31 protein-coding genes are annotated in these 24,002 nt (G+C 65.0%); 10 read left to right on the top strand and 21 right to left on the bottom strand.

Annotation, left to right across the window (positions count from 1 at the left end; translation table 11 throughout):
* Positions 1 to 77 precede the first annotated feature (77 nt).
* A complete protein-coding gene (locus ACVOLO_RS13890; RefSeq protein WP_481570901.1) occupies positions 78 to 449 on the top strand; it encodes a DUF423 domain-containing protein in 372 nt (123 codons plus the stop codon).
* Between the two features lie 4 nt (positions 450 to 453).
* Entirely contained in the window at positions 454 to 1,128 is a 675-nt protein-coding gene (locus tag ACVOLO_RS13885) for a DNA-3-methyladenine glycosylase family protein (protein ID WP_481570900.1), read from the top strand.
* A gap of 18 nt (positions 1,129 to 1,146) precedes the next feature.
* Here ACVOLO_RS13885 and ACVOLO_RS13880 read toward each other — a convergent pair whose 3' ends face one another.
* From ACVOLO_RS13880 to ACVOLO_RS13840, 9 genes are all read right to left on the bottom strand, one after another.
* Positions 1,147 to 1,551 carry a hypothetical protein gene (locus ACVOLO_RS13880; RefSeq protein WP_481570899.1) on the bottom strand — a complete coding sequence of 135 codons (405 nt, stop codon included), beginning with the start codon at positions 1,549 to 1,551 and terminating at the stop codon, positions 1,147 to 1,149.
* 38 nt (positions 1,552 to 1,589) lie between these two features.
* A complete protein-coding gene (locus ACVOLO_RS13875) occupies positions 1,590 to 2,105 on the bottom strand; it encodes a hypothetical protein (protein ID WP_481570898.1) in 516 nt (171 codons plus the stop codon).
* 110 nt (positions 2,106 to 2,215) lie between these two features.
* Positions 2,216 to 3,022, bottom strand: a complete 807-nt coding sequence (locus tag ACVOLO_RS13870; protein ID WP_481570897.1) for a M15 family metallopeptidase — start codon at positions 3,020 to 3,022, stop codon at positions 2,216 to 2,218.
* Positions 3,023 to 3,031: 9 nt separating this feature from the next.
* The gene (locus ACVOLO_RS13865; protein WP_481570896.1) at positions 3,032 to 3,592 is read right to left on the bottom strand and encodes a PH domain-containing protein; all 561 of its coding nucleotides are present in this window, start codon (positions 3,590 to 3,592) and stop codon (positions 3,032 to 3,034) included.
* Positions 3,589 to 4,887 carry an alpha/beta hydrolase gene (locus ACVOLO_RS13860; RefSeq protein WP_481570895.1) on the bottom strand — a complete coding sequence of 433 codons (1,299 nt, stop codon included), beginning with the start codon at positions 4,885 to 4,887 and terminating at the stop codon, positions 3,589 to 3,591. Before ACVOLO_RS13860 ends, ACVOLO_RS13865 begins: the two co-directional genes overlap by 4 nt.
* The gene (locus ACVOLO_RS13855; RefSeq protein WP_481570894.1) at positions 4,887 to 5,069 is read right to left on the bottom strand and encodes a DUF4177 domain-containing protein; all 183 of its coding nucleotides are present in this window, start codon (positions 5,067 to 5,069) and stop codon (positions 4,887 to 4,889) included. Before ACVOLO_RS13855 ends, ACVOLO_RS13860 begins: the two co-directional genes overlap by 1 nt.
* On the bottom strand, positions 5,066 to 5,251 hold the full coding sequence (locus ACVOLO_RS13850) for a type II toxin-antitoxin system antitoxin (RefSeq protein ID WP_481570893.1): 186 nt from the start codon (positions 5,249 to 5,251) through the stop codon (positions 5,066 to 5,068). Before ACVOLO_RS13850 ends, ACVOLO_RS13855 begins: the two co-directional genes overlap by 4 nt.
* Entirely contained in the window at positions 5,248 to 5,535 is a 288-nt protein-coding gene (locus tag ACVOLO_RS13845; RefSeq protein WP_481570892.1) for a hypothetical protein, read from the bottom strand. Before ACVOLO_RS13845 ends, ACVOLO_RS13850 begins: the two co-directional genes overlap by 4 nt.
* Positions 5,536 to 5,545: 10 nt before the next feature.
* A complete protein-coding gene (locus tag ACVOLO_RS13840) occupies positions 5,546 to 6,427 on the bottom strand; it encodes an SPFH domain-containing protein (protein WP_481570891.1) in 882 nt (293 codons plus the stop codon).
* Positions 6,428 to 6,659: 232 nt separating this feature from the next.
* Here ACVOLO_RS13840 and purT point away from each other — a divergent pair, with 232 nt between their 5' ends.
* Positions 6,660 to 7,847 (top strand): formate-dependent phosphoribosylglycinamide formyltransferase, encoded by a 1,188-nt coding sequence (gene purT / locus ACVOLO_RS13835; RefSeq protein ID WP_481570890.1) that lies wholly within the window; start codon positions 6,660 to 6,662, stop codon positions 7,845 to 7,847.
* A gap of 163 nt (positions 7,848 to 8,010) precedes the next feature.
* Here the strand turns inward: purT and ACVOLO_RS13830 are convergent, their stop codons facing one another.
* The 4 genes from ACVOLO_RS13830 to ACVOLO_RS13815 all read right to left on the bottom strand — a co-directional run bounded on the left by ACVOLO_RS13830 (position 8,011) and on the right by ACVOLO_RS13815 (position 10,940).
* Positions 8,011 to 8,406 carry a hypothetical protein gene (locus ACVOLO_RS13830; RefSeq protein ID WP_481570889.1) on the bottom strand — a complete coding sequence of 132 codons (396 nt, stop codon included), beginning with the start codon at positions 8,404 to 8,406 and terminating at the stop codon, positions 8,011 to 8,013.
* Between the two features lie 38 nt (positions 8,407 to 8,444).
* Positions 8,445 to 9,641: an endonuclease/exonuclease/phosphatase family protein gene (locus tag ACVOLO_RS13825; protein WP_481570888.1), complete on the bottom strand. Its 1,197-nt coding sequence runs from the start codon at positions 9,639 to 9,641 to the stop codon at positions 8,445 to 8,447.
* An 88-nt stretch (positions 9,642 to 9,729) separates the two neighbouring features.
* The gene (locus ACVOLO_RS13820; protein WP_481570887.1) at positions 9,730 to 10,101 is read right to left on the bottom strand and encodes a hypothetical protein; all 372 of its coding nucleotides are present in this window, start codon (positions 10,099 to 10,101) and stop codon (positions 9,730 to 9,732) included.
* An 83-nt stretch (positions 10,102 to 10,184) separates the two neighbouring features.
* Complete coding sequence (locus ACVOLO_RS13815; RefSeq protein ID WP_481570886.1) at positions 10,185 to 10,940, bottom strand: arginyltransferase; 756 nt, start codon at positions 10,938 to 10,940, stop codon at positions 10,185 to 10,187.
* An 18-nt stretch (positions 10,941 to 10,958) separates the two neighbouring features.
* Here ACVOLO_RS13815 and ACVOLO_RS13810 point away from each other — a divergent pair, with 18 nt between their 5' ends.
* Together ACVOLO_RS13810 and ACVOLO_RS13805 are read left to right on the top strand one after the other, a co-directional pair.
* Positions 10,959 to 11,105, top strand: coding sequence for a hypothetical protein (locus ACVOLO_RS13810; protein WP_481570885.1), 147 nt, complete (start codon positions 10,959 to 10,961; stop codon positions 11,103 to 11,105).
* Positions 11,092 to 11,673, top strand: a complete 582-nt coding sequence (locus tag ACVOLO_RS13805) for an EF-hand domain-containing protein (RefSeq protein WP_481570884.1) — start codon at positions 11,092 to 11,094, stop codon at positions 11,671 to 11,673. The genes ACVOLO_RS13810 and ACVOLO_RS13805 overlap by 14 nt, the downstream gene beginning before the upstream one ends.
* A 272-nt stretch (positions 11,674 to 11,945) precedes the next feature.
* Here ACVOLO_RS13805 and ACVOLO_RS13800 read toward each other — a convergent pair whose 3' ends face one another.
* From ACVOLO_RS13800 to ACVOLO_RS13785, 4 genes are all read right to left on the bottom strand, one after another.
* Positions 11,946 to 13,142, bottom strand: coding sequence for an RNA polymerase sigma factor (locus ACVOLO_RS13800; RefSeq protein WP_481570883.1), 1,197 nt, complete (start codon positions 13,140 to 13,142; stop codon positions 11,946 to 11,948).
* A 59-nt stretch (positions 13,143 to 13,201) separates the two neighbouring features.
* Complete coding sequence (locus ACVOLO_RS13795) at positions 13,202 to 13,711, bottom strand: putative signal transducing protein (protein ID WP_481570882.1); 510 nt, start codon at positions 13,709 to 13,711, stop codon at positions 13,202 to 13,204.
* Between the two features lie 2 nt (positions 13,712 to 13,713).
* Positions 13,714 to 14,610, bottom strand: a complete 897-nt coding sequence (gene tesB, locus ACVOLO_RS13790; RefSeq protein WP_481570881.1) for an acyl-CoA thioesterase II — start codon at positions 14,608 to 14,610, stop codon at positions 13,714 to 13,716.
* Between the two features lie 114 nt (positions 14,611 to 14,724).
* A complete protein-coding gene (locus tag ACVOLO_RS13785; protein ID WP_481570880.1) occupies positions 14,725 to 15,507 on the bottom strand; it encodes an enoyl-CoA hydratase/isomerase family protein in 783 nt (260 codons plus the stop codon).
* Between the two features lie 37 nt (positions 15,508 to 15,544).
* Between ACVOLO_RS13785 and ACVOLO_RS13780 the strand changes: the two genes are divergently transcribed.
* Positions 15,545 to 15,994 carry a copper chaperone PCu(A)C gene (locus tag ACVOLO_RS13780; protein WP_481570879.1) on the top strand — a complete coding sequence of 150 codons (450 nt, stop codon included), beginning with the start codon at positions 15,545 to 15,547 and terminating at the stop codon, positions 15,992 to 15,994.
* Between the two features lie 12 nt (positions 15,995 to 16,006).
* Here the strand turns inward: ACVOLO_RS13780 and ACVOLO_RS13775 are convergent, their stop codons facing one another.
* Entirely contained in the window at positions 16,007 to 16,912 is a 906-nt protein-coding gene (locus ACVOLO_RS13775) for a cupin domain-containing protein (RefSeq protein WP_481570878.1), read from the bottom strand.
* Between the two features lie 121 nt (positions 16,913 to 17,033).
* Here ACVOLO_RS13775 and ACVOLO_RS13770 point away from each other — a divergent pair, with 121 nt between their 5' ends.
* Entirely contained in the window at positions 17,034 to 17,567 is a 534-nt protein-coding gene (locus tag ACVOLO_RS13770) for a carboxymuconolactone decarboxylase family protein (RefSeq protein ID WP_481570877.1), read from the top strand.
* Between the two features lie 238 nt (positions 17,568 to 17,805).
* Here the strand turns inward: ACVOLO_RS13770 and ACVOLO_RS13765 are convergent, their stop codons facing one another.
* Together ACVOLO_RS13765 and uvrA are read right to left on the bottom strand one after the other, a co-directional pair.
* Positions 17,806 to 18,213, bottom strand: coding sequence for an acyl-CoA thioesterase (locus tag ACVOLO_RS13765; protein WP_481570876.1), 408 nt, complete (start codon positions 18,211 to 18,213; stop codon positions 17,806 to 17,808).
* Positions 18,210 to 21,173 carry an excinuclease ABC subunit UvrA gene (gene uvrA / locus ACVOLO_RS13760; RefSeq protein WP_481570875.1) on the bottom strand — a complete coding sequence of 988 codons (2,964 nt, stop codon included), beginning with the start codon at positions 21,171 to 21,173 and terminating at the stop codon, positions 18,210 to 18,212. The genes ACVOLO_RS13765 and uvrA overlap by 4 nt, the downstream gene beginning before the upstream one ends.
* Before the next feature lie 280 nt (positions 21,174 to 21,453).
* Between uvrA and rplU the strand changes: the two genes are divergently transcribed.
* The 3 genes from rplU (at position 21,454) to obgE (ending at position 23,266) form a co-directional block, all read left to right on the top strand.
* Entirely contained in the window at positions 21,454 to 21,762 is a 309-nt protein-coding gene (gene rplU, locus ACVOLO_RS13755; RefSeq protein WP_057634525.1) for a 50S ribosomal protein L21, read from the top strand.
* Between the two features lie 17 nt (positions 21,763 to 21,779).
* Positions 21,780 to 22,040, top strand: a complete 261-nt coding sequence (rpmA, locus tag ACVOLO_RS13750) for a 50S ribosomal protein L27 (RefSeq protein WP_481570874.1) — start codon at positions 21,780 to 21,782, stop codon at positions 22,038 to 22,040.
* Positions 22,041 to 22,207: 167 nt separating this feature from the next.
* Entirely contained in the window at positions 22,208 to 23,266 is a 1,059-nt protein-coding gene (gene obgE / locus ACVOLO_RS13745) for a GTPase ObgE (protein WP_481570873.1), read from the top strand.
* A 416-nt stretch (positions 23,267 to 23,682) separates the two neighbouring features.
* Here the strand turns inward: obgE and rpsT are convergent, their stop codons facing one another.
* Positions 23,683 to 23,952: a 30S ribosomal protein S20 gene (rpsT, locus tag ACVOLO_RS13740; protein ID WP_057629708.1), complete on the bottom strand. Its 270-nt coding sequence runs from the start codon at positions 23,950 to 23,952 to the stop codon at positions 23,683 to 23,685.
* Between the last annotated feature and the right edge of the window lie 50 nt (positions 23,953 to 24,002).

The raw sequence follows: 24,002 nt of genomic DNA, 5'->3' as shown, positions 1-24,002 counted from the left end.
ATCGACGAAAAACGCGCCGCTTCCCGCGGCGCGTTTTTTTTGCGCTACCGGAAATGGCCGGGTGATGGGGGAAAGACATGTTTCTGCAGGAGCGACGTGGACGTAAACCTTCCTTTCTTGCGTTCTGTGGCGGGCTGCTGGCAGCGGCGTCGATCGGGCTCTCGGCCTATGCCTCGCATGGCGTGGCCGAGCCGCTGGCGCAGTCCCATCTGAACACTGCGGCGCTTTACGCCTTTGGTCACGGCGCCGTGCTGGTGGCACTGGGGGCGTCTTCGGTCAGTGGCCTGGGGCGCGGGGCGCTTTACGTGCTGCTGCTGGGCACGCTGCTGTTTTCCGGCAGCCTGGTGGGCAATGTCGTGATGCAGTGGCCGACCCGGCTGGCTCCTGCCGGCGGGGTTACGCTGATGGCCGGCTGGGTACTGCTGGCACTCAGTGCTGCAAGGCGGTGAAGTCGTGCCACGGCACCGGCGGGGTTTTGATACCGATCTGGCGCAGGCGCACCTGGCACGCGTGGACCGGCGCCTTGCGTCGTGGATGCGGAAGCTGGGGCCGCTGCCGCCACCAGATGGCTGGCGTAGAACGTTCGACCCGGTCGATGCGCTGGCGCGCGCCATTCTTTTCCAACAGCTGAGCGGCAAGGCTGCATCAACAATCGTCGGCCGGGTGGAGGCCGCGATTGGCAGCAGGCGGCTGCATGCCGGCACATTGGCCGTTATCGACGATGCAGGGCTGCGCGCCTGTGGTGTTTCCGGCAACAAGACGCAGGCCTTGCGCGACCTGGCCCGGCGCGAGGCGGCCGGGGAGTTGCCAACGTTGCGGCAGATGTCGGTGATGCACCATGAGGACATCATCAACGCGCTGGTGCCGGTGCGTGGCATCGGCCGTTGGACGGTGGAGATGATGTTGATGTTCCGCCTGGGCCGCCCGGACATCCTGCCGATTGATGACCTTGGCATCCGCAAGGGTGCGCAACGTGTGGATGCTGCCGAAGTGATGCTGACGCCCAGGGCCTTGGCCGAGCGCGGCGAACGCTGGGGGCCCTACCGCACCTACGCCAGTCTGTACCTGTGGCGCATCGCTGATTTCAGTGCCGAGCCCGGGCTTCGGACCAACCGCTCGCAGGATTGAGCGCCTGGCTGGCCACCTTCAACGGCGATGGCTGCGAAACACCGCCTGCGTGCCCAGTACCATGATCAGCAACAGCAGCAACGGGGCCAGCAGGGCGTAGGCCGGCAAGGGGGAGAACAGCCATACGACGAGCAGCGCGTGCAGCTCGGCATAGATCAACAGCAGGCACGCGCTGATGCGGCTACGCCGGTAGGTGCCATAGGCCAGGCCGATGTACACGGCGACATTGCTCAGCATCAGCACCAGTGTCACGTGACGGGAGATGGCCCCGCTGTTCCAGGCCCACCCTGTCATCACCAACTGGAAGATGCCAAGCAGGACGCCTGAAGCGACCATCAGCTTGATGGCCGGTGCCAGTGCGGTGGGTTGCGTGGGTGCGGCCGCGACGCAGGTTGCGCTGGCGCGATAGGGGCTGTCATTCATGCTGTTCTCCGGTGTGACCGCGGGCGGGATGCGTTGGCTCAGGAGGCACTTGCATCGTGCTCGTTGCGGGCGAATGCCGGGCTGTCAGCCAGTGATTTGCGCGGCGCCGGAGGGTTGCGCTGCCAGTTGCCGAGGAAACGGTGATAGCGGTAGGTGGCGGTCATCGCGCGGAAATAGAACGTCGCAAAGACTAGGCCCATGACCAGGCCGGTGGGTTTGCCTGTCTCCAGCATGATCAGGATCTTGGCCAGGACGAAGTACACGAACATGATCGTCGCCGCGGTACGGCTGCGCTTGTAGATGCCGAAAGCCAGCACGGCGATCAATGCCACGTCGATGAAGTTCCAGACGCCGAAGATGGGGGCATCGGTGGCGCTGGGCGCTGAGGTGATCGACAGCAGGGTCACGATCAGCGTCATCGCGCACGACGCGCAGGCGGCGATCCAGCCGTGGCGGATGGGCGCGGTGATGGTGTCCGGGAGATCGCGCTCGAGGGGTTTGTGCGTCTGCACCAGCGGCGCGGTGGTGCTTTCGTAGGGGTTGTGCCCGTCCATGGAACATTTCTCCTTGATGTGTGAGTGCAGGTGGTTTTGAGTCCGGTTGCTGCGGTGATGATGCTGTATTCGTGCGGATCAGTATGCGACCCAGTGGGCAGCTTGCTGGATCAGCAGGCGCCCACCCAGCGCCAATGCCAGGGCTCGTAAACAATGCCGTGCGGGTTGTCGCGTGGATAGCTCATGTGGAAGCCGTACTGGCCGGCATGCTGCTGCAGCCAGTGGAACGCGCCGGTGTGCTCGAAAGACTCTTCTGCCGGGGGCTCGCCCGGCGCGCCGATATCCAGCGCATTGCCGCCATGGTGTTCGCTGAAACCGGGCGCGGCGTTGACCGTGAGTATCTCGGGCACGCTCAGGCCGCGTGCGAGCTTCCGCTCGAAAATGCCCAGTTGGTAATCGTGGCTGCGGTAGCCGGAAATCGCGTCCATCGCGATGCCTGCGATAGCCGCGGCATCACGCATGCGCTGCCAGCCGCGCGCTGCGGGGCGGGTCAGCCACAGCGGCCGGCGATAACGGTCAAAACCTGCCAGCACCAGGTGCGCGGGTTCGGCGATCAGGGCCAGGCCGGTTTCGGCGGCGTAGTCATCGCTGTCCAGGCCGAGCTGGTCCAGTCGGTGCTGCAGCTGATGTAGCGGCAACTCGCCCTGGGCCGGCGGGATGCGCGCAGGCTGCGACAACTGCCGGTCGAGCGCGGCCAGGGCGTGCGCGATGCTCGGCTCATCCGGCAAGCGGGTAACCAGTGGCATCAGGCCACCGCGCAATTGCGCGGCGAGGTAGCGGCCATCGGATTTCCGGCGCAGTACATGGCTGGCCTGGGCAAGCAGGCGTGCGTCGTGATTGCTGCGCGCGCGCAGCAGGCCGCCGGGCCAGATTTCGATGTCGGGGGTGTTGAGCAGAAGGTGGGGAGCGTTGCGCATGTGCGCAGCTTAGGCGGGGTGGCGGCTGTCGGCCAGTTGCTTGAGTGCATCGAGCAGGGCGCGGGGCTGCTCGGGGCTGACCAGCACGCTGTTGCCGTCACGTAGCGGGATCACCAGCACGCGGCTGTCATCGGTGATCAGGCAGAAGCCCTTGCCGCCGTCCTTCATGTGGAAGTGGCCAGCGCGGAAGCCGGGGAACTGGAAGCCGTTGGATTTCATGCCCGGTTTGAAGTCGGGGTTTTCGGCGAAATCAACGATTCGTGCGCGGTCCAGCCGCATCGAGCCCAGCGGCACCCGTCGGGTATACAGCGTGGCGGCAATGACCAGTTGCTGCTGCTCCAGGCGCAGCTCGCGGCGGCGGTAGGCCAGGCTCAGCGCGCCTACGATCAAGGGCAGCACCAGCCAGGCACCCCACGAATCGAAGGAAGCATCAAAAGGTGCTTTGCCGGCGAACAACCGGATCAATGGATCGATGCTGAGTATCAGCAGCAGCGGGGCCCACAACCAGAACAGCAGTGAGCTGGTCGGTGCGGCGATCCTGAAAGCGGCAGGGGCTGCGGAGGCATTCATGGCTGTGAGGTGATCCAGCGGGCGATGTCGTTGATCAAGCCGGCGTCAACATGACCGGCGTGTTCGTACTCGGCCATGCCGCCCTTGCCGTTGCTGGTGATGCCAAGGTGGTTGAGGGCAGGGTAGTGATGGAAGCGGTAGCGATCACCCTGCAGGCCCTTCTGCCAGAGCTGCCAGTCGGCATCGACCACCTGGAAGTCGCGCCCACCCTGCAGCAGCAATGCCGGCAAGCCGCTGTCGCGCACGTCGGCGACGGGATCGACCTGTTCCAGTTGTTGCCAGAAGCTGCCCGGCAGGTTCATCAACGTTGCTGCTGGATCACGCCGGACATGGGCGATGGCGGTGTCCAGCGCGTCCAGATGGGCTTGTTCCTCGGCGCTGATGTTGCCGTCCAGGTTGACCAGGTAGCGGTTCTGTTCGGCCAGGATGTTGAGGATGGGGCGAGCCGGTGCGGCCAGCAGCACCAAACCGGCCAGCTTGCCCTTGCTGGCCCTGGCGATGCGGCCGGCCAGCATGCCGCCCTGGCTGTGGCCAAGCACGTAGATCTGTTCCGGGTTGATACCTGCCGTCGTGCCCAGTGCGTTGACCGCCGATACCGCGTCATCGGTGGTTTCATCGTCAATGCTGAAAGTGCCGCTGAAATCCTGCGGCCGTGCATGCGTGCGCTTCTCGTAGCGCAACACCGCAATGCCGTGTTCTGCAAGGCCGCGTGCGATGTCCAGGAACGGCCGGTTCGGGCCGACGGTTTCATCGCGATCCTGGGGGCCGGAGCCGTGCACCAGCACTACCGCGGGGAAAGGCCCCTTGCCCTTGGGCAGGGCGAGCGTGCCGGGCAGGCCGTCCTTCGCCGCCGGGCCGTCGGGCACGATGAACGGCTGTTCGAGGAAGCGGGCATCGGCGGACGGTGCGGCTGCCGGCGGCGGTGCCGCCGGTTGCACCAGGAAACCGGCGACCTTGTCGTCCTTGTCGAACACGATGCGCGCCTGCAATTGGCCGTTGGCGTAGTCCAGGGGAACAACGACGATGCGGTAGCCCTCGGCCTCGCTGTGCTGCGCCTGGCCGCGCTTGCCGGCAGCGCCCATCTGCGCCGGCAGTGATTCCCATACGGCCTTGAGCTTGTCTGCCGGCACGGCGGCTTTCATTTGCGCGGAGAACATCGCCTCGGCAGCGTCGTACTGCGCAGCATCCAGGTGGTCGAGCAGGCGCGTGGCCATTGCCTCGGGGGCTTCAGCGGCAAGGCTGGTGGTTGATGCCATGAGCAGCAGGGCCGCGATCCATGCGTTGAAGCGCTTCATCACTGCTCCTTCTTGAAGATCAGCAGGGCGGGCGAGAGCTGCCCGTAATGCACCATGTTGACCAGCTCCCAGCCCAGGTTGCCCTGTTTGGTGAGCTCGGCCTGCACTTTTTCCTGGGGCGGGCCGCCTTTCATCAGGGAGGCCGGCATTTCGATGGTGAGGTACTGCCAACGCTTGCTCATCGTTCTTCCTTGCGGTCGTCGTCGGGCTTGGGTTTTGGCAGACGCCCGGCCTTGCGCAGGGCATCGCGGATCACGTACTCGATCTGCGCGTTGAGGCTGCGCAGCTCGTCGTCGGCCCAGCGCTGGGTTGCCGCAAGGATCTCGGCGTTGATGCGCAGCGGGTAGGCCTTCTTTTCACTCACTTCCTTGACGCTCCGTTGCTGCCGTCACGGCGCAGGTGCAGCACCAGCGACACGCCCAGCGCATTGACGGCAATCACCAGTGCGATCACCACGCCATAGGCGATGTTGCGGTTGTCACCGGCCAGGTACAGGCCGATGGCACCAACGAAAAGACACAGCGCAATCAGTGCCCAGCGCAGGCCCAGCCCGCGCGCGTGCGCGGTGCCGGGGCGGCCGCTCCACGCGGCAAAGCACAGGGCGGGGATGCCGGTGGCGGCGATGATCAATGGAGCAACTGCATTCACGCGAATATCCTCAGTACAGCGAGCCGGCGTTGACGATGGGCTGGGTGCCGCGGTCCGAGCACAGCACGGTGAGCAGGTTGCTGACCATATGTGCCTTGCGTTCTTCGTCCAGGTGGACGACTGCGTTCTTCTGCAGTTCCAGCAGGGCCATTTCGACCATGCCCACGGCGCCGGCGACGATTTGCGTGCGCGCGGCGATCACCGCGCTGGCCTGCTGGCGCTGCAGCATGGCCTGGGCAATTTCCGGTGCATAGGCCAGGTGGCTGATGCGCGCGTCCAGTACCTGCACGCCGGCGTCGGCCAGGCGCTCGGCCAGCTCGTCCTTCAGGTGCTGGGAGATTTCCGCTGCGTGGCTGCGCAGCGCCAGCTGGCCTTCGGTGTGCTGGTCGTAGGGATAGCTGGTGGCCATTGCACGCAGTGCCGACTCGGACTGGATGTGCACGAAGCTTTCGTAGTCGTCCACGTTGTAGACCGCCTCGGAGGCATCGATCACCTGCCAGACGATGACCGCGGCGATCTCGATGGGCGAGCCGTCCAGCTCGTTGACCTTGAGCTTGCCGCTTTCAAAGTTGCGCACGCGCTGGCTGACCTTGCGCTTGGTGAAGAACGGGTTGTTCCAGCGCAGGCCGTTGTCCTTGACCGTGCCGACGTACTTGCCGAACAGGCTCAGTACCGCGGCCTGGTTGGGCTGGACCATGTACAGGCCGGCGCTGAGGAAAATACCGATGGTCACCAGCACGATACCCGCCAGCACCAGCATCCCGCCGCCGCCGACTCCGCTTTTGGTGACCACTACCGCGCCGATGATGGCGGCGGTGCCGGCGAGCATCAGCACGATCGTGCCGAGCAGGGTGGAGATGCCGGGCAGGGAACCGATGGACTTCTCTTTCATGGCCGATCTTCCGTGGTAGTTGGAACGAAAGATATCAAATTGATATCAATCTGCAAGTGCCGGTCGGGCACCGCAGCCGGAGCGGCCTGTTGCCTGGAGAACCCGCGCGCTGGCGCCTGTCCGGGCTGGACGGGGCTGCCGTGGTGGGCGGGCAAATGGCTTCCAGCCGCCCGGCTGCGCTGGGCTCGGCCTAGAATGTGCGTCCTCTTTGGCGCCTGCACGGAACTGTCTGATGATCACCCTCGGTACCCCGCTGTCCCCGTCCGCTACCCGCGTCCTGTTGCTCGGCTCGGGTGAACTGGGCAAGGAAGTGGCCATCGAGCTGCAGCGTTTTGGCGTGGAGGTGATTGCCGCGGACCGTTATGCCAACGCGCCGGCCATGCAGGTCGCCCATCGCAGCCATGTGCTGGACATGCTCGACCCGGCGGCGCTGAAGGCCTTGATCGAACAGGAAAGGCCGCACCTGGTCGTCCCGGAGATCGAAGCCATCCACACCGAGACCCTGGTGCAGCTGGAAGCCGAGCAGGGCCTGCGGGTGATCCCGACCGCCCGCGCAGCGCGCCTGACCATGGACCGCGAGGGCATCCGCCGCCTGGCCGCTGAGACCCTGGGCCTGCCGACCTCGCCCTATCGCTTTGTCGATACCGAGGCCGAGTACCGCGAAGCAGTCGCTGCCATCGGCCTGCCGTGCGTGGTCAAGCCGGTGATGTCGTCCTCGGGCAAGGGCCAGAGCACGCTGCGCAGCGAGGCGGATATCGGCCCGGCCTGGGAATATGCACAGACCGGCGGCCGTGCCGGTGCCGGGCGCTGCATCGTCGAAGGCTTCATCGACTTTGATTACGAAATCACCCTGTTGACCGTGCGCCACGCCGGCGGCACCGCGTTCTGTGATCCGGTCGGGCACCTGCAGAAGGACGGTGATTACCGCGAAAGCTGGCAGCCGCAGGCGATGTCGGCCAAGGCACTGGAGCACGCGCAGCAGGTTGCCCGCGCCATCACCGACGACCTCGGCGGCTGGGGCCTGTTTGGCGTGGAGCTGTTCGTGAAGGGTGACGAGGTGTGGTTCAGCGAAGTGTCACCGCGGCCGCATGACACCGGCCTGGTGACGCTGGTGTCGCAGGAGTTGAGCGAATTCGCGCTGCATGCCCGCGCGATTCTTGGCCTGCCGATTCCGAGCATCCGCCACAATGGCGCCTCGGCCTCCTGCGCGATGTTGGCGCAGGGCAATGGCGTGCCGTTCTTCAGCAATGTTGCCGACGCATTGGTGCATCCGGATTCGGCGCTGCGCCTGTTCGGCAAGCCGATGGTGCAGGGCCAGCGCCGCGTCGGCGTCACCCTGGCACGCGCGTCGGATGTGGACCAGGCGCGCGCGATTGCACGTGATGCGGCAGCGGCCATTGGTATCGAACTGCGGGAATGAAGCATGTGCATGAGCGGGGAGGGAACTCCCGCTTGATGCAGCCTGGCATGCAGGTTTCCCGCAACAAAAACGCCGGCAATGCCGGCGTTTTCGTTTCCATCGGGGTGCAGCCAATCGCAAAAGGCCTTCTTTCATTGGGTGCGATGAAAAGGCAGAAAGGCACTCAACTCTGCGAATGACCCACCGTGCTTACCTTGCCGTCGATGTACTCGATGTCGAGGTTGTCGTAATCCGCGCGCAGCCCGCTGCACATGCCCAGATCGTAGTGGGCCGTGTCGCCGCGGACATGATCGGCGGGGCCGAGTTGGCGTTCCACGTCCGCGCGTGATGTTCCCGGCGCGGCAATGCGCGTGATGATGTCCTTTGCCATCGCACCGCGGATGCAGTCGCGGTCGTCGCTGCTGCGATTGCCGGCCATCCATTGGTCGCGGTCAAATGCGGCCGTGGAAAACGGCCTTTCATGCAGCCACCAGCGCAGGCCCACAAAGGCCAGCAGCAGCGTCGCGACAAGCGCGGCAAGGATGCCGGCCAGAACCTTTGCCACCGTTGCGAACGTCATGCCCGGCCTCCGTGCCTGTGGTTTCAGTGGTTGCGGGGTTAGTGCACGTCCACCCACACCAGGTGGTGGTCGCTGCCATCGGCGATTTTTGCTTCCGGACTGTCGTTGGCCGGCCAGAACACGCCGCTGCCAACAAGGCTGAAGCCGCTCGATGGCAGCACGTAGTCCAGGCGCAGCGTGCCCGAGCGCGGGCCAAAATCGCCAGTGGCGTGCTGCGGGGCGCCGCGCCGGGTGGTGCCCTTTTCGGCGTAGGCCAGGCCGGTTTCCTCGGCGCCCTTGCTGCTCGGGGTGGGATAGCGCAGCACGCGCGCGTGTTCGAGCAGTTCGAGAATGGCTTCGTGGCGGCCATCGCCATCTGCCGGGTCGTTGTTGAGGTCGCCGACAATCACGAAGCGTGCATCCGATGCCAATCCGCCGCAGCGGCCCTGGTCATCACACAGCCAGGGCTTGTCGCCGCCGTCCAGGTATTCCTTCCACAGGCGCAGTTCGTCGTGGTTGCGTGCGGCGTTGCGCTTTTCCTTGCCATCGAACACCGGCGGGGTGGGGTGCGAGGCCAGCACATGCACGGTGCCCTGCGGGGTCTGCACAGGCACGTCCCAATGTGACTTGGAAGAGAGCCGCAGCTGCGACCAGACCGCATCAGGCCAGAACGATTTGCCGGTGCCCGGATCCACCGGGCGCAGTGCGCCGGGCAGCGCGCTCCACTTCAGCAACTGGAACGTGCGCACGGCTTTTTCATCGATCGGGTATTTGGACAGCACCAGCATGCCGTACTGGCCCGGGTGCAGGCCGTAGCCCCAGGCATCGTTGCCGCGCTCGCGGCCCTTGCCGCCGACCGTGCCGTTGTTGTCCAGGTCCAGGCCGCTGGGCACGCCGGTGTTGACCGGGGCGAGGTAGCGATAGGCGTAGTGCAGCGGCTCGCCGCCGCCGGTCTGCGCGACTTCCAGGTAGCGTGTCTGGAACAGATCCGCGGCGCGCCCGGCGTCGTCGAAATCGAACTCGTTGAGCAGCACCAGGTCCGGGCGGGCCTGCTGCAGCACGGCGGCAATCTTGCGTGCGTGTTCGCTGTCGCCCTGCAGTTCGCGGATCAGGCCACCCTCGTCGTCCGAATACAGCGACGTGTTGTACGTGGCCAGGCGCAGTTGAGCGGTGGAAGGGGTGTTGTCGGCGGCGGTCGTGGTAGAGCAGGCGGCCAGCAACAGGGTCATTGGGAGCAGGAGGGTTGAGATGCGCATGGGCGCATTTTCTCATGTCCGCATGACGGGGACGAGAAACAACGACGCCCCGGCAAGCGGGGCGTCGAGGGACGGCATGGGGCAGGTATCAGAACGTGCAGCCCATTGCGCCGAAGCTGGTCTTGGCCTGCTCCATGGCGGTCTTGCACTGGGCGGCCAGCGCGGACTTGTCGGCAATGCCGTTCCAGGCCGACTTCGACTGCTCGATGCCCTGCTTCATCATGTCGCGCTGGGCCTCGGGCACCTTGTCGCTGATGCAGGCATACACCTTTTCCAGGTACTGGTCGCACTCGGCAACGCCGGTGCCGGCCTGCAGGGTATCGGTGGCCGGGGCCGGGGTGGCTTCAGCAGCCGGGGTCGCCGGAGGCGTCGTAGCGTCGGCGGCGGGGGCTTCGGTCTTCTTGCAAGCAGCCAGCGACAGAAGGGTGATTGCAGCAATCGTCAGAATTTTAATTTTCACGTGGGATTCCAAATTGTTTCGAGGGTACTTCCGTGTGCCAACGCGGCCTGCGCGATGACGGCGCGAGTCTGGGCGGCCAGCTCTCAAAGGGCAAGTGCTTCATCCGTAGGATCGGTCTGAAACCAATGCCGGCCGTTGTAGTGTTCCAACGGTTTGAAGCGACGCTTGTAATCCATCTTGCGGTGGCCGCGGATCCAATAACCCAGGTAAAGGTGCGGCAAACCGACGCGCTGCGCCCAGGCAATCTGCTGCAGGATGGCGAACGTCCCGAGCCCGCGCTTCACTTCAGCCGGGTCGAAGAAGGTATATACCGCTGACAATCCCTGCTCGGTGACGTCGGTGACGGCCACTGCCAGCAGGCGGCCACCGTCTGTTGTCGGCAGGCGGATTTCCATGAAGCGCCCGTGCGACCAGCTGCCGATCAGGAACTGGTCGAATTCGTGCGGGCCGTGTTCGTCCATGCCGCCCTTGGCGTGGCGGTGCTGCAGATAACGCTGGTAGAGCGCGAACTGCTCCTCGCTGCGTTCGGCCGGCAATATCCGGCATTCCAGGTCGGCGTTGCGCGCAAGGCAGCGGCGCTGGCTGCGGTCCGGCGCAAACCGTGCCACCGGAATGCGCACCGGCACGCAGGCGCGGCAGCCTTGGCAGTGCGGGCGGTAGATGAGGTCGCCCGAGCGACGGAAGCCCCAGCTCAGCGCCATGGGATACAGGCTGGCCAGGCGCTCGTCCTGGGGATCGAGTACAAGGTCGCGCGCCTGGCGGTCGGGCCAATAGCCGCAGGGGTGTTCGCCGGTCTGGAACAGGCGCAGTTCCTGGTTGGGGTCGTGATGCAGAGCCATGACCAGAGCATAGCCGCGGTGGGTCTCAAAACATGCGCCTGTCTGCGTGATGAATACGGCAGTTTCCGTGGTCAACCGCTGCGCAACTGGGGCGTTGACCGTAGTGAGGACGCACTGCTGCGTCTGTTCTTCCACTCACGGAGCGCCACCAATGACCCCACGTAAACCTCTTCTCCTGCTGGCTGTGCTGCTGGCGACTTCGGCGACAGGTCTGGCCATGGCCGCCAATCCCAGCGATGCGCGGACGGCGCCGATGCGCATGGATACCAATGGCGACGGTGTGATCGACCGCCAGGAAGCTGCCGCACATCCGCGCCTGGCCCAGCGTTTCGACGAACTGGACAAGAACAAGGACGGCAAGCTCGTGGGCGATGAACTGCCGGCGATGCGTCATGGCATGCGTGATGGTCGCCATCATGGCGGTATGCACCGGGGCCGTGACGGCGGTTTCATGATGCGCGGCATGGATGCGGACAACGACGGCCGCATCAGCGCCGCCGAGTACCGCGCCCACTTCGACCGCCTGGATGTGAACAAGGATGGCTACATCGACCAGGCTGACCGCCAGGCCCGTGCCGAGCAACGCCGTGCCGAGTGGTTTGCCAACGCCGATACCGACAAGGACGGCAAGCTGAGCCAGACCGAGCTGGAAGCGGCGCGCGGCAAGGCTGGCCCGCGTGGGCGACATGGCGCGCACCGTGCGATGCCGGCGCAGGCTCCGGCTGCGAAGTAAGCCCCGGAAGAGTGCCGATCGACAACAGCCCCGCTGGCAGCAGCGGGGCTGTTGTTTTCTACACTGGGCGATGCGGCGAACGTTGCTGCCAGGACAGGTCGAACGCATCGACATCGAACTTGGGCATTGCATCCTTTCACCCAGCACGGATGACAGGTAGGGCAGGGCTGTTTCCCCGATGCTCCGTTATGCGCCGCGGTCGCTTGGCCTGCCGGGCTGGGGTTTGCAGCGTGCCGGCACAAGCGAACCTGCCTGGGCGGGTTCTTTCCGGATCAGCGGATCAGCAACGAATACAGCACTGTGGCAACGGTGAAGAGGGTGGCACTGACCATGGCGGTTCGCCCGAACATGCTGCGATAAATCCAGGTGGGCCCCTTGCGGCCGTGACGCGCGGCATCGCGGGCCAGCATGGGTGCCATCACCCGCGGCAAGGTCACCAGGTACAGGTAGTTCAGCACGATCATGCCGGTGGCCAGCACGGTCAGCCCGACCGCAAGGCCCAGCTGCAGCACCACCAATGCCAGTGTGCTGCCACAGAACAGCACCGTGGTCAGGTTGTGCACACGCAGGAAACGGCGCACCTGCACCCGCTCGGCAGGGGTTTCGGCGTAGCGCAACAGATACAGGCTGGCGAACCAGGCGGCGAGCATGCCGATGCCGATGCCCAGCGCGATCAACCACAGATCCAGCGGGTTGGGCATCAGGCTGTTGGCAATGGCGCCAATCGAACCACCGGCTGCGCCGCCGCCGACGGTGTTGGCACCCACGCCTCCCACGCCCAGCTTGCCGGCGCCGGTGATGCCGATGGCAATGGCACTGGCGGTGCTGGGTGCGGCCAGCATCACGGCAGAGCTGACCACGGCGGCGAAGGCCGAGCCCGGTGCGGTGCTGCGCGCAAACTCGCCGAAGCGCTTGAGCATTTCCTCGCGCACGCTGGCGCGGGCACGTGACAGCCGCTTGCGCACGGCGGCATCGCTCAGGCCCAGCAGCGTGGCTACCTGCTGTGAGCTCTGGCCTTCGCGATAGAACAACAGCAGGGTTTCGCGGCTGTCTTCGGGCAGGGTGGAAATGATTTCCTCGGCAGCCAGTTCTTCCTCGACCCGCACCATCGCCTCGGCACCGGCAGGTGCCGGGTCAGCGGCCATGCCGATGGCGATATCCGCCGCTTCGCCGCTGAGCGGCCGGTTGCGATTGGCACGCAGCCAGTCGCGGGCAAGGTTGCGGGTGATCTGCCGCAGCCATGGCAAGAAACTGGCGCTGTTGTTGAGTTGGTTGAGTTGTTGCCAGGCCTTGATGAAGGCTTCCTGGGCAATGTCCTCGCTGGCCTGTACGTCGCGGGTGATGGCCAGTGCGATGGAAGTCACCGTGTTCTGGCAGGCCAGCACGATGCGCCCGTAGGAGCGGGTGCAGCCCTTGCGGGCGGCAGGCAGTTCGTCCTGCAGCATGGTTTCCAGCGTTGCGCTCGTCATGGCCAGCTCCCTTGGGGTTTGCAGGACATGACGGGCGCGCTCGGCAAATGTGACCGGGCTTACTTCGCCGGTGCCGGCGAAGGGGAGCTGGGCTCGATGCGCACGCGGATCTCCTCCGGCTGCTCCTGCGCCGGTGCCGGCTGGGCCTGCTGTGGCGGCGTTGCCACCGGGGCGGTGGGGGCGTTGCGGTGGCGCAGCATGATGACCAGCGCCACGCCGGCAATCACCACCAGCAAGGCGATGCGGATGCGCCATGCCCAGCTGCGGCCACTGCGCTGCGTGGGCGCATCGTTGAAGGCGTAGTCGGCGGTGGGGTGGTCGCGGCGGGTGGTGTCGAGCAGGCGTGCATCGCGCAGGATTTCACGCGCGCGCGGCTGGTCGTCGGCATGGACTATCCACACGGCCGGCTGGTTGGTGCCGTTGTTCTTGTCCAGATAACTGAACTGGCCACGGCGCTTGCTGTGGTACGAACGACCATTGGTGACACGCACTTCGATACCGGCATCGCGCAGCATCTGCGCCACGCCTTCGGCATTTTCCACACGCTGGCTGCTGAAGATCTTGCGCATGCTCAGCCCTCGCTCGTGCCGGTGTCATCCGGCGTTACCCGGATCAGGCCTTCCTGCGCGGTGCTGGCCACCAGCACGCCGTCGCGGGTGAAGAACTGGCCACGCGCCAGGCCGCGCGCATCCTGCGCGCTGGGGCTGTCCAATGAATACAGCAGCCACTCGTCAACGCGGAACGGGCGGTGGAACCAGATGGCGTGGTCCAGCGAGGCCATCTGCACGTGGGGCTGGTAGTAGCTGATGCCGTGCGGGAACGTCGCCGTGCCCAGCAGATGGAAGTCGGAGGCATAGGCCAGCAGGGCCTGGTGCAGCTCCGGCGCATCGCCGACGCGTTCGTTCAAACGCAGCCACACCTGGTGGTAGGGCGGCCGCTTCGGCGGATTGAGTTCGTCGCGCGGGTACACGTGGCGGAACTCGAACGGGCCGCCGCGCGAAAGCCAGCGCTGCACTTTCACCGGCAGCCGTTCGAGCACGTCGGCCGGCAGCGGACGGTTGGGTTCGATGTCTTCCGGCTGCGGCACTTCCGGCATCTTGTGCTGGTGCTCGGCACCGCGTTCGGTCTGCTGGAACGAGGCCGCACAGAAGAAGATCACCTTGCCGTGCTGGATCGCCGTCACCCGCCGTACCGAGAAGCTGCCGCCGTCACGGGTGCGGTCCACGTCGTAGATGATGGGGTGGTCGATGTTGCCGGCGCGCAGGAAGTAAGCGTGCAGTGAATGCACGTGGCGGCCGTTGTCGATGGTGGCCTGGGCGGCGGCCAGCGCCTGCCCAAGCACCTGCCCACCAAACACGTACTTGGTGCCGATGTCGCGGCTCTGGCCGCGGAACAGGTTGTCCTCCAGCCGCTCCAGCGACAGTAGGTCAATCAGTTCGGGGACGACGGGTTCAGCATTGGCGGACAAGACGGCGGCCTTCGGTTCGACAGGCCGCGATTATAGGGGAGCGGGGAACAGGCGACGCGGGCCTGCCGCCTGGTAGCCCGGCGTTGTGAGTTCCAACTCCCCATTTCCGCTGACTCAGCTCTTGCCCAGTCGCGCGACCAGTGCCTGCAGCGCGTTCTGAGCATCGCTGGAGTACCAGGCATCGACAAAGCGGTCGAGCTGGATGTGCTCGGGCTGCATCGCCTCGTGCAGGTCGGCGCGGGCAATGGCGCGGGTCTGCAGCATCGGCTGCTGTGGCAGCCTGAGCTGGGTCTGCAGCCAGGTGACGGATGCCTGCACCACCTGTGCGGCACCGTCTGCCAGTTCATCGACCAGGCCGATATCCAGGGCACGCTCGGCGGTGATCAGTTGCCCGCCTGCCAGCAACACGGCTGCGCGATGCGTGCCGACCACGCGGCGCATCAGGCGCTGGATGCCTTCCGGTGCGACCAGCCCGACCTGCACTTCATTCAGACCAATCACATAGGGCTTGGCCGGATCGACGCTGCGCGCCATCACCCGGTAATCGCAGCACAGCGCCAGCACGCAACCGCCGGCCGGGGAGTGCCCGGTGAGCGCGGCAACCACCGGGATGCGGCTTTCAGCGAGCGCGCGCGCGGCACCAAAGAAGGCCTGCCAGCTGTCCATCAATTTGTGCTTGTCCTCGCCGTGGCGCAGCAGGTACGGCACGTCCATGCCGCCGGTGAAAATGCGCTCGCTGCCGGACAGGACAATGCCCTGCACCTCTTCGCTCATGGCCTGGTTCAATGCGGCGATCAGTGCGCGGCACAGCTCGGTATCCAGTGCGTTGACCGGCGGACGCGCCAGGCGCAGTTCGCGGATGGGGCCATGGTTGATGACTTCAATGAGCGTGGTCATGCTGCGGTTTCTCGTACGGCAGGGAGTTGTGGCTTCGATGATAACCAAACCATTCGTGTGCGTACTGTTGGCCTTGTGTGCTTTCAGCGCGTCGGCGCAGACCGCGACGCCGGCGTGCGTGACGGTCCAGGACGGTTGGGTCCGGCTTCCGCCGGGCGCGATGCCGATGGCGGCCGGCTATGCGCGTATCCGTAATGATTGCCGCGATGACGTGGTGATGGTGGGCGTTGGCAGCAGGGCTTTCGCCGAGGCGTCGTTGCATGAAACAACCTTGGTGCAGGGCGTCAGCCGGATGCGTGAAATCCAGCGCCTGCCCATTGCGGCCGGCACAACGGTGGAGTTGAAGCCCGGTGGACTGCACCTGATGTTGATGCAGCCGGAAGTGGCGCTGAAGGAAGGCATGCAACTGCCGGTGCGCCTGAGCCTGGAAGATGGCCGAAAGGTGGATGGCACGTTGCAGGTGCGGCGAGACGCACCACGGCCGTAAGTGCAGGGCATGTCAGGCGACGTTGGCAGCCGATTGTGCTACCACCGAGGCATCGCCAGCGCTGGCTTGTTTCATCCAGTCGCGCGGTGAAGCCCCGGTCCGCGCAGTGAACGCCCGCGACAGTGCGGAGGCATTTGCATAGCCCAGTTCATCGGCAAGTAGCTTGATCGGCCGACCGCGGCGCAGGCCGCGCTGGGCCAGGGCAATGCGCCAATCGGCCAGGTAATCGGCCGGTGTCTGTCCCACCCGTTCACGGAAGGCATTGGCGAAGGCGGTACGCGACATGCCGGCACGCTCGGCCATGCGCGTGAGCGTCCATGGGTCGCCCGGCGCGTCGTGCATCGCCACCAGGGCGCGGGCGAGGCGGGGGTCTGACAGCCCGGTGATGAAGCCGGGGCGGATGCCGGCCTGCTCGGGGTTATCCAGCAGCCAGCGCAGCAGTTGGATCACCACCACCTCGAACAGGCGGTCAGCCAGCAGCCGCTGCCCGCAGCGGACCTGGTCGGTTTCCGAGAACAGCAGTTCGAGCGCCATTTCCAGCCCGGGCACCCGGGTCAGCGGCAGTGCGATCAGTGCCGGCAGCCCGCGTGCCAGCGGGTGCGCCACGCCGCCATCGAAATCCAGCCGGGCGCAGGTGAAATCGGCACCTTCGCGTGGCGGGTTATGGAAGCGATGGGTGAGCGGGCGGGGGTAGAACAGCAGGGTCGGCACGTCGAAGTGCATCGAGGCGGGCACCTCGCGGCTGCCGGGGTGGCTGACTTCCAGTTGGCCGCGGCGCAGCACATGCAGGTATGCGTGACCCTGGCCGGCATCGAAGGTGTTCAATCCACACAGTGGCCCGGAGTGGTGCAGCTGCGCCTGGAATCGAAAGTTTTCCAGGATGCCGGCCAGCCGATCAATCGGGGGTGTGGCGTTCATTTGTATCAATTGGTTTGTTTGGTGGACGAATCGTATCAAATGATTCGTCGAGGAAGGCGAGACTGGCTCCACGGGCAACACGCCCCGGTTCGCCTCAACCCACCACGATCAGGAGATCGCCATGTCCCGTGTCAGCCTTCAATCTCAATCCGCCCCCGCCGCCAGCCAGCCGCTGCTGGCCCAGATCCACCAGGCCTTCGGCGCCACGCCGAACATGTTCAAGGCCGTGTCCAACTCGCCAGTGGCGTTGCAGAGCATGTGGGCTGCATTTGGCGCCCTGGGCAACGGCACGCTGGGTGCCCGTCTGGGCGAACAGATCGCCGTGGCCATCGCCAACCGCAACCGTTGCGAGTACTGCCTGGCGGCACACACCGTGCTGGGCCAGAACGCAGGCGCGAGTGCCGAGGACATGGCCGCTGCACAGGTCGGCAAATCCGCTGACGCGCGTACTGCTGCGGCATTGACCTTCGCACTGAAGGTAGTGGAGCAACGCGCGCAGGTCAGCGATGCCGATGTTGCGCAACTGCGCGCAGCCGGCTTCGACGATGGGCAGATCGTGGAGATCCTGGCCCACGTCGCCCTCAACCTGTTCACCAACTACATCAACGTCGCGTTGGATGTGCCGGTGGATTTCCCGAAGGTTGCGTTGAAGTAAGGCGTTCGCGCTGGTCACTTCGGGATGCGCCCCCTCTCCCCAACCCCTCTCCTGCGAGGGGAGAGGGGCTTAGAGCGTCGTGAGTCGACGCAATATCAGCGCTGCAGCTTCAAAGCCCCTCTCCCCTCGCGGGAGAGGGGTTGGGGAGAGGGGGAAGCATCTTCGCTTCACCACGACAGCCCCAAAAAGAAAACCGCCCAACAGGCGGCTTTCCTGCTTGCTTCAGGCAGCTCTGCACTCAGCTCGAAGCATTCCGCACCGCTTCCGGCAGCGGCGCGCTCTTGCCGGTCTGCGTATCCATCCACACCACCACCACGTTGCCGTCCGAATACAGCGTGTTCGCATCCTTCTGGTCAACGATGCGATGGCCAATGGTCACGCTGCTGTTGCCCAGGCGCTCGACGAACAGCTCCACCACGATGTCGTTGGGCCACACGATCGGCAGGCGGTAGTTGATGTTGGTATTGGCCACCACCGGCGCGATGCGGTCATTCATCGACACGCCTTCCACACCCAGCATCCAGCGCACGCGTGCTTCTTCCAGGTACGAAACATATTTGGCGTTGTTGACGTGGCCCATCGAGTCCATGTCGCGCCAGCGCACGCTGATCGGTACGCGGGCCAGTTGCTTGTGCTCGGTGCTCATTTCGAAGCCTTCTTCTTTGCGGGGGCGGCGGCCTTCTTGGTGGCCGTTTTCTTGGCGGGCTTTTCCTTGCGCGGCGGGCGGGCGTCCGGCTTGTTGGCCACCGCCGCCGGGCGCTCCGGGCGCGCTGCGGTGGAGGGCAGCATCTTGGCCAGGAACTGGCCGGTATAGGACGCCGGGTGCGCCGCCACATCCTCCGGCGTGCCGGTGACCAGGATCGTACCGCCGCGGTGGCCGCCTTCCGGGCCCAGATCAACCACCCAGTCGGCGGTCTTGATCACGTCCAGGTTGTGTTCGATCACCACCACCGTGTTGCCCTCGTCGCGCAGCTTGTGCAGCACGCCGAGCAGCGCTTCGATGTCATGGAAATGCAGGCCGGTGGTCGGTTCGTCGAGGATGTACAGGGTGCGGCCGGTATCGCGGCGCGACAGCTCCTTGGACAGCTTCACGCGCTGCGCCTCGCCGCCGGACAGCGTGGTCGCGCTCTGGCCCAGCTTGATGTAGCTCAGGCCCACATCAACCAGCGTTTCGAGCTTGCGGGCGATGGACGGCACCGGCTCGAACAGGTGCAAGGCATCTTCGACGGTCATCTCCAGCACGTCGTTGATGTTGTAGCCCTTGTAGAGGATCTCCAGTGTTTCGCGGTTGTAGCGCTTGCCGTGGCAGACGTCGCAGGGCACATACACGTCCGGCAGGAAGTGCATTTCCACCTTGATCAAGCCATCGCCCTGGCAGGCCTCGCAGCGGCCGCCGCGCACGTTGAAGCTGAAACGCCCCGGCGAGTAGCCGCGTGCGCGCGCTTCGGGCACCTGTGCGTACAGCTCGCGCAGTGGCGTGAACAGGCCGGTGTAGGTGGCCGGGTTCGAGCGCGGGGTGCGGCCGATCGGCGACTGGTCGATGTCCACCACCTTGTCGAACAGGTCCAGCCCCTCGACCGTTTTATACGGCGCGATCGGGTGTGAGGCACCGTTGATTTCGTTGGCGGCCAGCGAGAACAGCGTGTCGTTGATCAGCGTGGATTTTCCCGAACCGGACACGCCGGTGACACAGGTCAGCAGGCCGGCGGGGATATCCAGGTCAACGCCCTTGAGGTTGTTGCCGCTGGCGCCACGCAGGTGCAGCGTCATCTTCGGGTTGGCCTTGTGGCGCCGCGCCGGGATCTCGATCGCCCGCTTGCCGGACAGGTACTGGCCGGTCAGCGAACGCGGTGCCTCCAGGATGTCCTGCAGCGTGCCCTGGCCGACGATTTCGCCGCCGTGCACGCCGGCACCCGGGCCGATGTCCAGCACGTAATCGGCCAGGCGGATCGCGTCTTCGTCATGCTCGACCACGATCACCGTATTGCCGAGGTCGCGCAGGCGGGTGAGGGTGCCGAGCAGGCGCTCGTTGTCGCGTTGGTGCAGGCCGATGGAGGGCTCGTCGAGCACGTACATCACGCCGACCAGGCCGGCGCCGATCTGCGAAGCCAGACGGATGCGCTGCGCCTCGCCGCCGGACAAGGTGTCGGCCTTGCGCTCCATCGTCAGGTAGTCCAGGCCGACATCCACCAGGAAGCCCAGGCGTTCGCCGATTTCCTTGACGATCTTGGTGGCGATCTCGCCCCGCCAGCCCGGCAATGACAGCTCGTTGAAAAAGCGCTTGGCCTCGTCGATCGGCATGACCGCGATGTCCGGCAACGGCCGGTCGGCGACAAACACGTTGCGTGCGGCCTTGTTCAGGCGCGCGCCTTCGCACTCGGGGCAGGGGCGCGAACTGATGTACTTGGCCAACTCTTCGCGCACCGCCGGCGATTCGGTCTCGCGGTAGCGGCGTTCAAGGTTGGGGATGATGCCCTCGAAGCGGTGCTTGCGCTGGTTGCGGCCACCGGCTTCGGTGAAATAGGTGAAGGTCACCTGGTCTTCGCCGCTGCCGTACAGCACGGCCTTTTTCACGTGCTCGGGCAGCGACTGCCACGGCGCATCCACGTCGAACTTGTAGTGCTTGGCCAGTGAGGCAATCAGCTGGAAATAGTACGCATTGCGGCGGTCCCAGCCGCGCACGGCACCGGCGGCCAGTGACAGCTCCGGGTGCACCACCACGCGCGAAGGATCGAAGAACTCGGCCACACCCAGGCCATCGCAACCGGGGCAGGCGCCGACCGGCGAGTTGAACGAAAACAGGCGCGGTTCCAGCTCCGGCAGTGCGTAATCGCACACCGGGCAGGAGTACTTGGACGAGAACAACTGGGGCTGCGCCTTGGCGTCATCCAGTGGCATCACCGAAGCCATGCCATCGCCCAGCTTGAGTGCGGTTTCAAAACTCTCGGCCAGGCGCTGCTTGATGTCATCGCGCGGCCGGAAGCGGTCGATCACCGCCTCGATGGTGTGCTTCTGGCGCAGGGTCAGCGCCGGCACGGCATCAATTTCGTACAGCTCGCCATCCACGCGCACGCGCACGAAACCCTGCGCACGCAGTTGGTCGAACACCTGCACATGCTCGCCCTTGCGCTCGCGGATCACCGGGGCCAGCAGCATGTAGCGTTGCTCCGGGTCCAGCGTCAGCACCTGGTCCACCATCTGGCTGACGGTCTGCGCTTCCAGTGGATAGCCGTGGTCCGGGCAGCGCGGGCTGCCGACGCGGGCGTACAGCAAACGCAGGTAGTCGTAGATTTCGGTGATGGTGCCCACGGTCGAGCGCGGGTTGTGCGAAGTGGATTTCTGCTCGATCGAGATCGCCGGTGACAGGCCCTCGATGTGGTCCAGGTCCGGCTTCTCCATCACGCTCAGGAACTGCCGCGCATAGGCCGACAGCGACTCGACATAGCGGCGCTGGCCTTCGGCATAGATCGTGTCGAACGCCAGCGACGACTTGCCCGAGCCGGACAGGCCGGTGATCACGATCAGTTTGTCGCGGGGCAGGTCGAGGTCGATGTTCTTGAGGTTGTGCGTCCGCGCACCGCGGATGCGGATGAAATCCATCGCCATGGGAAATCCGGTTTTGACCACTGCCGGACGGGCCGGCGGCAGATGTGGGGGGTGTAACTGACGGCAATCAAGCAGCCTAGCGGCCTTGTGATTTTGGGGCAATTACCGCATTTGCCAGTCTGAAAGGCTGAGACTGGGCCGTAGGAAGGCCCTTGTTCAGGCTGGGATTTCCCGGGCAGGGGGTGGGTTGACCCGGGCTTGGTCTGGCCGGTAAAATCCCGCTTCTGTCCGCCCTCGATGGCGGCGCAGCGACCACAATAACTACAGAGGAAGTCTGGTCATGTACGCAGTACTGGTAACCGGCGGTAAGCAATACCGCGTCGCACAGGGTGAAACCCTGCGCGTTGAAAAGCTCGAAGTCGAAGCCGGCAGCGAGATCAAGTTTGACAACATCCTGATGCTCGGCGATGCCGACGGCATCAAGCTGGGTGACGCGCTGAAGGGCGCTTCGGTGACCGCTACGGTTGTGGCCCATGGCCGCGCTGACAAGGTCCGGATCATCAAGTTCCGTCGCCGCAAGCACCACATGAAGCGTCAGGGTCACCGTCAGTACTACACCGAAATCCAAATCACCGGCATCGCCGGCTAAGCAAAGGAGAATCCGTCATGGCACATAAAAAGGGCGTAGGCTCCTCGCGCAACGGTCGCGATTCCAACCCGAAGTACCTGGGCGTCAAGATCTTCGGTGGCCAGGCCATCGAAGCTGGCAACATCATCGTGCGTCAGCGCGGCACCCAGTTCCACCCGGGCGCAGGCGTCGGCCTGGGCCGCGACCACACGCTGTTCGCGCTGGTCGATGGCAAGGTCGAGTTCTCGGTCAAGGGCGCCAACAAGCGTCGTACCGTCAGCGTCGTCGCGGAAGCTTAATTCCGTACGCGCAAGGCGCCCATACTCCGGTGTGGGCAGCTGACGAAAGCCCCGCTTCGGCGGGGTTTTTCGTTGGAATCCCGCCAAGGCGGGTGCAGGGCTGATAATGGGCGGTACCTGCTTCTGCGATTCTCTTCACCCCATTCTCTAATCCCGGCGTTAATTTCATGAAACTTGTAGACGAGGCGGAGATCCAGGTCATCGCTGGCAACGGCGGTAACGGCTGCATCGGCTTTCGCCGGGAAAAGTTCATTCCCCTGGGTGGGCCGGACGGTGGTGACGGCGGCAACGGCGGCAGCGTGTGGATCCGCGCCGACGAAAACCTGAACACCCTGGTCGACTTCCGCCATGACCGCATCTTCAAGGCGCAGCGCGGCGAGAACGGCATGGGCCGGCAGGCCTATGGCAAGGGTGGCGAGGATCTGGTCATCACCGTGCCGGTGGGGACCGTGGTCATCAACGTCGCCACCGATGAAGTCATCGGTGACATGACGGTTCACGGTGATCGCCTGCTGGTGGCCAAGGGCGGCAAGGGCGGCCTGGGCAACATGCATTTCAAGAGCTCCACCAACCGCGCGCCGCGTCAGGCGCTGCCGGGTGAGGAGGGCGAGGAGCGTCTGCTCAAGCTGGAGTTGAAGCTGCTGGCCGACGTTGGCCTGCTGGGCTTCCCGAACGCGGGCAAGAGCACGCTGATCCGTGCGGTTTCGGCGGCAACGCCGAAGGTGGCCGATTACCCGTTCACCACGCTGTACCCGAACCTGGGCGTGGTGAAGGTCGAGAATTACCGCAGCTTTGTGATTGCCGACATTCCGGGCCTGATCGAAGGCGCGGCCGATGGTGCCGGCCTGGGGGCGCAGTTCCTGCGCCATCTGCAGCGCACCCGGCTGTTGTTGCACCTTGTCGACATCTCGCCGATGGAAGGGGGTGTGGAGGGCATTTCGCCGATTGAGCAGGTGCGTGCCATCGAGCGCGAGCTGGGCAAGCACGATCCGGAGCTGCTGGAAAAGCCGCGCTGGCTGGTGCTCAACAAGGCTGACCTGATGTTCGAGGGCGAGGCCAAGGCTGCAGCTGAGCAGGTGATCCAGGAGCTGGGTTGGAAGCAGCCGTGGTACCTGGTGTCGGCGCTGGGGCGCGAAGGTACCTGGCCGATCATGAAGGACATCATGGCCTTCTTTGACCAGCAGAAGATTCTTGAGGCTGAGGAGCGTCACGCGCTGGGCGAGTGAGGTTTGGGCTGGCAGTGAATAGACAGAAAAACCCGGCCTTGGCCGGGTTTTCTGTTTCTGGCTCTGGCTGTGCTCCAGGCACTGCTTCGCACTTGAAGCCCCTCTCCCGCTTGCGGGAGAGGGGTTGGGGTGAGGGCAAGCTTTTGCTTGAAGCCAAAGCAAAGGCAAGGGCCCCCTCATCCGCCCTTCGGGCACCTTCCCCCAAGAACGGGGCTGCAGTCCCGTAAACCGGAGAAGGGCGTTGTTCGGGCTTTTCTGGGTCGGCCAAAGCCAAGGCCAAAGCCAAAGCCAAAGCCAAAGCCAAGGTGGGGTAGGAGGGTATCTGTCTCGCTTCCCCCGAAAACCGTCCAACAAAAAACCCGGCGCAGGGCCGGGTTCTTCATGCCGGGGCCTTGCGGCTCCGAATGTCGCGCGTATCAGGCGGCCTTGATGGCCTTGATGCGGGCGGTCAGGCGGCTCTTATGGCGCGCAGCCTTGTTCTTGTGAATCAGGCCGCGGGCGCTGAAACGGTCGAGGATCGGCTGGGCGACGGCAAAGGCAGCCTCGGCGCCAGCGGCGTCGTTGGCGTCCAGAGCCTTGATCACCTTCTTGACGGCGGTGCGCAGCATCGAACGCTGAGCCGTGTTACGCGCGTTGCGCACAACGGTCTGCTTGGCGCGCTTCTTGGCGGACTTGATATTGGCCACAGTGGTGGTTTCCTGAAAATCGGTGTGGTGGGAACAGCAAGCACGCAAGT

It is taken from the genome of Stenotrophomonas sp. STEN056, from assembly GCF_056759635.1.
Note: the sequence above shows the minus strand (reverse complement) of the source record. Positions and strands in the feature narration are given on the sequence as shown.